Origin of the sequence: Sphingomonas sp. 66-10, from assembly GCF_001897045.1 — a bacterium.
GTDB lineage: Bacteria > Pseudomonadota > Alphaproteobacteria > Sphingomonadales > Sphingomonadaceae > Sphingomonas > Sphingomonas lycopersici.
The window spans coordinates 2,905-8,819 of sequence record NZ_MKRR01000090.1; the positions used below are offsets into that span (position 1 = coordinate 2,905).

4 protein-coding genes are annotated in these 5,915 nt (G+C 63.9%); 1 reads left to right on the forward strand and 3 read right to left on the reverse strand.

The features are described 5' to 3' along the window. Positions 1-985: tetratricopeptide repeat protein (locus tag BGN95_RS07275; protein ID WP_286772118.1), on the forward strand; the 985-nt coding region annotated here is incomplete at its 5' end. 565 nt (positions 986-1,550) lie between these two features. Here BGN95_RS07275 and BGN95_RS07280 read toward each other — a convergent pair. From BGN95_RS07280 to BGN95_RS07290, 3 genes are all read right to left on the reverse strand, one after another. Next, positions 1,551-1,907, reverse strand: a complete 357-nt coding sequence (locus tag BGN95_RS07280) for a response regulator (protein WP_286772119.1) — start codon at positions 1,905-1,907, stop codon at positions 1,551-1,553. 3 nt (positions 1,908-1,910) lie between these two features. Further along, positions 1,911-2,909 (reverse strand): HWE histidine kinase domain-containing protein, encoded by a 999-nt coding sequence (locus BGN95_RS07285; protein ID WP_286772120.1) that lies wholly within the window; start codon positions 2,907-2,909, stop codon positions 1,911-1,913. Between the two features lie 249 nt (positions 2,910-3,158). After that, positions 3,159-5,501 (reverse strand): heavy metal translocating P-type ATPase, encoded by a 2,343-nt coding sequence (locus BGN95_RS07290; protein ID WP_286772121.1) that lies wholly within the window; start codon positions 5,499-5,501, stop codon positions 3,159-3,161. Positions 5,502-5,915 lie beyond the last annotated feature (414 nt).

A 5,915-nucleotide genomic window follows, 5' to 3' on the forward strand; every position in this document is an offset into this window, starting at 1 on the left:
GCCAGGCACGGCATTTGGAAATGCCATGCTGGGCTGCGCCATCGCTGGTCACAGTCTTCGAGGTGAACTTGCCGAGGCGCGGGCAGGACTGACGAAGAATGTGCCGACCAATAGCCTCGTTTCGATGGCGATCGACCGGCGGCACGCCGCGCTTTGGCCCGAATTGGATCGCTTGGGTGCGGATCGATATCGCAAGAATCTGGAACACGAGGCCAATCGGGCCGCCACTGCCGCCAAGACGGCGCCAAAAGACTATGCGGTGGCAACGCACCAGATGCGGACGCTACGTGCGCTGGGGCGATTCCAAGAGGCACTAGGGGTCGGCAAGCATCTCGCTGCCGATAAGGCGCAGATCGAGATAGTCGGTAGCGATGCATTCTGGCTGGTGAACGAATACGCTAACGATCTGCGTTATCAGGGGCATATCGACGACGCGATCGTCGCTCTGGACAACGTTTTGGCGTTGGGGGTTGATCGTTATCCTGAACTCGGCTCACTTGTTATCAATCGCTCGGAAATGGCGATAGCTGCAGGTCATTTTCAAAAAGCGTTCGACGATCTGACTGAGCTGGAGCGCAAGCGCTTCGATCATCTCAGCGCCTATGGCAAAATGTGGGTTTGGGCCAATCAGGCTTGTGCGCTCTGGGGGCTTGGCCGCGATGATGAAGCCAAGGCCGTCGCGGGTAAGCTGTCAAGCAAAGCGGAAGATAATTGGAATGCCGCGGCAACGGCAGCGGCCTGCCACGGCGACGGCAAGGCCATTGCTGACATGCTGATCAAGCGCCTCCGCGATAGCGACGCGCGCTCGGATGCGCTCGGCTTATTCCTCGTCTTTGACACTCAAGAAGAGCGTACCCCGTTCGAAATAGCGATGCGACGGACGATGGCAGATGCACGCGGACGGCCCGAGGTACAGGCCGAGCTGGCGAAATACGGTCGCTCAATACACTACGCGGGTACGACTGCAGGATGGAGCGAATTCTGAACACGCTCTCGCTTAGCAGATCGAAGTGGCCGTGGTTTTCCGCGTATCTCCCATGGCGGATACCTTGATGATGTCGCCAGTGACGTGGCGCTCTTTCCCGAGCGGGGTTTGGGCATCGTGTGCTCTTCGAACTTCGGACCCGTGCGGATTGCCAGCGCAATCAACGCGCAAATATTCGATCAAGCGATGGGGCTACTGCATCGGAACGGCGTGAGTTGGTCGGCAGCCGCCACTTGCAAGGGCGGCCGCCAACGGCTGCTATGCCAACGTTAGCTCCTAGAAGCTGCCAGTCGGCGATCAGCCCACTTTCTTTCGCCTTCCGATAGCCGATCGGGCAAGCACTGGACGTCGGCTCCTGACAAGACCTGCCGGTCCGCATGGCGCCTCTTTGCCGCCGTTCCGGCCTGGGATGCTCCTTCCCGAAACCGGGCAGTCTGCTCTTTGGACGCGAGAGAGGCCCGATGGCGGCTCGGGCCTGACAATGTGTGGGTGGTGTCCGGAAAGGCAGCTTCCAAGGCTGACATTTGGAGAAACCGACACATTTCGACTGCCGGCTTGACGATCGTCAAGAATCCAAGAGCTCCTTCAGCGTAGCCAGCAGGCGTCGTTTCTCAGCTGGCTTTCCCGCATTGGGTACCCTCGCCAGAACCGCTCCGCCATATTGCTCGGGCCGTGCGTATGCGCTCGCTACTGCGAAGGGCACCTTCTTTTCTTTCAAGGCTAAGGCGACCGGCGTTACCAGTTCCGATCCGAGATGGACGTCGAGAAGCGCCACCGACGGCCGTTCGATCTCCAGCAGGGACAGCGCGGCTTCGACCGTCGGTGCGGGGCCGATGGCGCGCCACCCGTCGTCTTCGACGATACGCTGGAGCTCCACCGCGATCAGATATTCATCCTCGACGATCAGCACCGTTCCTTGCATAACTCACTCTTCGGTGGCGGCACCCGCAAAGGGAATGACGATCTCGGCCTGGAAACCCTCGGCCGGGTAGGCCAGGTCGACGTGGCCTTGGAGGTTGTAGGCGATCGTCGACTGAATGAGCGTGGTGCCATATCCGCTCGCGGTGGGAGCAGTGACCAGCGGTCCGCCGCGCTCCACCCAAGTGAGCTTCAGCTCGCCGCCGGCAGCGTCAATCTGCCACCCGACGCGGACCCGACCGTCGGGCACCGACAGCGCACCATATTTGGCGGCGTTCGTCGCCATCTCGTGCAGCACCAGACACAAAGACCTGACCTGGCGGGACGTGAGCTCGACGACCGGCGCCGGCTCGATCTCGATGGACGCGGGAGAATAAGGCGCCAAAAGCCGTCCGAGCACTTCTTTGAGACTGGTCTCGTCGGGCTTTTCGAAGGCAAGGTCTTCCGCCTGGATCAAGGCATTGAGTCGCCCCAGGAAGGCATCGCGAAACGCCGCCGCCGAAAGCCCTTCCGTGGTCGTCTGGCTGGCGATCGACCGCGCCACGCCGAGCAGATTCTTCAGGCGATGGCGAAGTTCGCCGAACGCGAGGTCCTTCGCCAGATCCGCGCGATGGTGTTCGGTCGCGTCTCTGACGGTGAGCAGCATGGAACGACTGCCGCCGTCGGGATGGTGGAGCGTGCGCGCCGTGATCAGCATCGTCCGGCGGCCCAAGCGGGGAAAGTCGTGCTCGACCTCATAGTCGATGATTGCGGTGGCCTTCGGGATCACGCGCTCGAGCAGCGCACGCAGCTCCGGAATGTCCCATTGCCCGTTGCCCAGCTCATAGATGGGCTGCCCCAACGTCTCATAGCTGTCGACACCGAAGGTCTCGAAGGACGAACGGCTCGCCGCCTGAACGCAAAGGTTCGCGTCGAGCACGAGCAGCGGCTCGGCGATCGTATCGACGATACCCTGCGCCTGAAGGTGGCCGGTGCGAAGAATGCGGTATAGATCGTCCGTACTCATCGCGAACGTTGTGCACCGCCGCCCCCGGGGGGGGGAGCAAGTGCAACGATGCGGGCAAAATGAGCCTCGCGTCGAACGACGGCAGCTGTCCGGCGGGATGCAACACCGACCGAACGACTGAGTGTAGGGCGGCTTCCGTCCGGCGGCGATGAGACTTCACCAAAAGGCGCCCGTTGCCATGAGCTGGGTGGACTTCTGCCCGACCGCTTCCGGGAGGGCCAATGAAGTAGTGGCTTTTGTGCACCGCGTTCAGAGCCGCACTACCCGCAGCCGCAGCGCGTTGCCGATCACGCTTACCGAGGAGAGCGACATTGCCGCCGCAGCGATCATCGGCGAAAGGAGGATGCCGAACAGCGGATAGAGCAAGCCCGCCGCGACCGGAATGCCAGCGGCGTTGTAGACGAACGCGAACACCAGATTCTGGCGTATGTTCGACATCGTCGCCTCGCTCAGCCGACGCGCGCGAACAATGCCCATCAAGTCGCCCTTGAGGAGGGTGACGCCTGCGCTCTCGATCGCGACATCGGTGCCCGATCCCATCGCGATGCCAACTTCGGCGGCGGCGAGCGCGGGAGCGTCGTTGACCCCATCGCCGGCCATCGCAACGGTCCGGCCCTCCAGTTTCAGTCGCTTCACGACCGCGCTCTTCTGATCGGGAAGCACATCGGCCTCCACCTCGTCGATACCGAGCGCCCGTGCCACCGCCTCGGCGGTTGTTCGATTGTCGCCGGTCAGCATCACGACGCGAACCCCTTCGTCGCGCAACGCCGCAAGCGCCTCGGGAGTGGTCTTCTTGATCGGATCGGCAATCGCAAAGATGCCGGCGGCGACACCATCGACCCCGACGTAGATTGCCGTCGCGCCGTCACGGCGCAGTGCATCGGCCTCTGCCGCCAGCGGGGCCGTGTCGACACCATGTTCCATGAGAAAGGCGGTGCTGCCGAGCACCACCCGCTTGCCTTCGACGGTGCCGAGCGCGCCTTTGCCGGTCGGCGAGTCGAAGTCCGTGACCGCGGGAATCCCGATCCTGCGCCCGTCCGCCGCCTTGACGATCGCAAGCGCCAGAGGATGCTCGGATGATCGTTCAACCGCCGCGGCCAGTCGCAGTACCGTCTCCTCGTTGAATCCGGTGCCGGAGATGATCCGCGTAACTGACGGGTGGCCCTCGGTCAGCGTTCCGGTCTTGTCGACGATCAAGGTGTCGATCTTCTCCATACGCTCGAGAGCTTCGGCATTCTTGATCAGGACGCCAAAGCCAGCGCCGCGGCCGACCCCGACCATGATCGACATGGGCGTCGCCAGGCCGAGCGCGCAAGGGCAGGCGATGATCAGCACCGCGACCGCGGCCACCAAGCCATAGGCTAAGCGCGGTTCGGGACCCCAGATCGCCCAGCCCAGGAAGGCTAGCACCGCGACCGCCAGCACCGCGGGCACGAACCAGGCTGAGACCCGGTCGGCCACGCGCTGGATCGGCGCGCGCGAACGCTGAGCCTCGGCGACCATCTGCACGATCCGCGCGAGCATCGTATCACGTCCGACCTTGTCGGCCCGGATGACGAGCGCCCCCGTCTGATTGAGGGTGCCGCCGATCACCTTGTCGCCGAGCGTTTTGGTGACGGGCATCGACTCGCCGGTCACCATGGATTCGTCGAGCGAGGAGTGTCCGTCCTCGACCAGGCCATCGACCGGAACCTTCTCGCCCGGGCGCACGCGAAGTCGATCGCCCACCGCGATCTGATCGAGGCCGACCTCCGCTTCAACATCGTCTACGCCGATCCGCCGCGCCGTCCTGGGCGCGAGATCGAGCAAAGCCCTGATCGCGCCGGAGGTTCGCTCGCGGGCGCGCAGTTCCAGCATTTGTCCGAGCAGCACCAGCACGGTGATCACTGATGCGGCCTCGAAATAGATCGCAACCGTACCGTCAGCCGCGCGGAAGGCCGGCGGAAACACGCCCGGCGCAACCGCGGCGACCATGCTGTAAGCCCAGGCGATCCCGGTCCCCATCGCGATCAGGGTGAACATGTTCAGGCTGCGCACCCTCAGCGACTGCCAGCCTCGCTCGAAGAACGGCCATCCCGCCCACAGCACCACGGGCGTTGCCAGCACGAGTTGGATCCAGATCGAAACCCACATCGGCACGATATGATGCAGTTGGGGAAAGACATGCCCGCCCATCTCCAGCGCGAGTACGGGCAACGCCAGGACGAGCCCGAACCAGAAGCGCCGGGTCATGTCGGTCAGTTCAGGGCTCGGACCCGCCTCGGCCGTGACCATCACCGGCTCGAGCGTCATGCCGCAGATTGGGCAGTTGCCCGGGTGATCCTGGCGGATTTCCGGATGCATCGGGCAGGTCCAGATCGTCCCCGGTGCTGCCTCGGGCCGCCGGGCCGGCCCAGGTCCGATATAATGTCCCGGGTCGGCGACGAACTTCGCCTGGCAGCGCTCGCTGCAGAAATGATAACGCGTACCCGTCACCACGGCATGGTGGCTTGTCGTTGCCGGGTGTACCGCCATGCCGCACACGGGGTCCGTGACGCTGTCCAGCCGGACTGACGCTTCCCGGAGGTGATGGGCATGCTCGGCGTGCGTCATAACGAAATCCTTCCCGCGCCTCACCATACGGGGTCTGACGAGGTGCTAAGGTCTGCCGCCGCGGCCTGCACTCGGTATCAATACGTAACGTGCGGCAGCCGGCACCTTGATAGATAGGACAGCCGAGGAGCGTGTCACCATGACCCTTGGCGGAACTGAGCGGTGGCCGGCGATGATCAGGTCGAACCGAATGCTCGCGTCCGTTGCGACGCTGACGATGATGACCACGCCGCTGGCCGCGCGCGCTCAGGACCCGCACGCCGGCCACCATCCCGCCGCCGACGCGCCGGCACCCGCGGCTACCGGAATGTCGAACGCGCGTCCGAAGGCCGGCCAGTCCGAAACGATGACCGGGCCCGAGGGCGGCGACATGACCATGTCGCGGGATATCGAAGAGCATCTCAGCCGCATGCG

Excerpts from the sequence above, each read along its gene's own strand:
- BGN95_RS07280 (WP_286772119.1), bottom strand. The coding sequence starts at position 1,907 with ATGCAAGGAACGGTGCTGATCGTCGAGGATGAATATCTGATCGCGGTG.
- BGN95_RS07285 (WP_286772120.1), bottom strand. The coding sequence starts at position 2,909 with ATGAGTACGGACGATCTATACCGCATTCTTCGCACCGGCCACCTTCAG.
- BGN95_RS07290 (WP_286772121.1), bottom strand. The coding sequence starts at position 5,501 with ATGACGCACGCCGAGCATGCCCATCACCTCCGGGAAGCGTCAGTCCGG.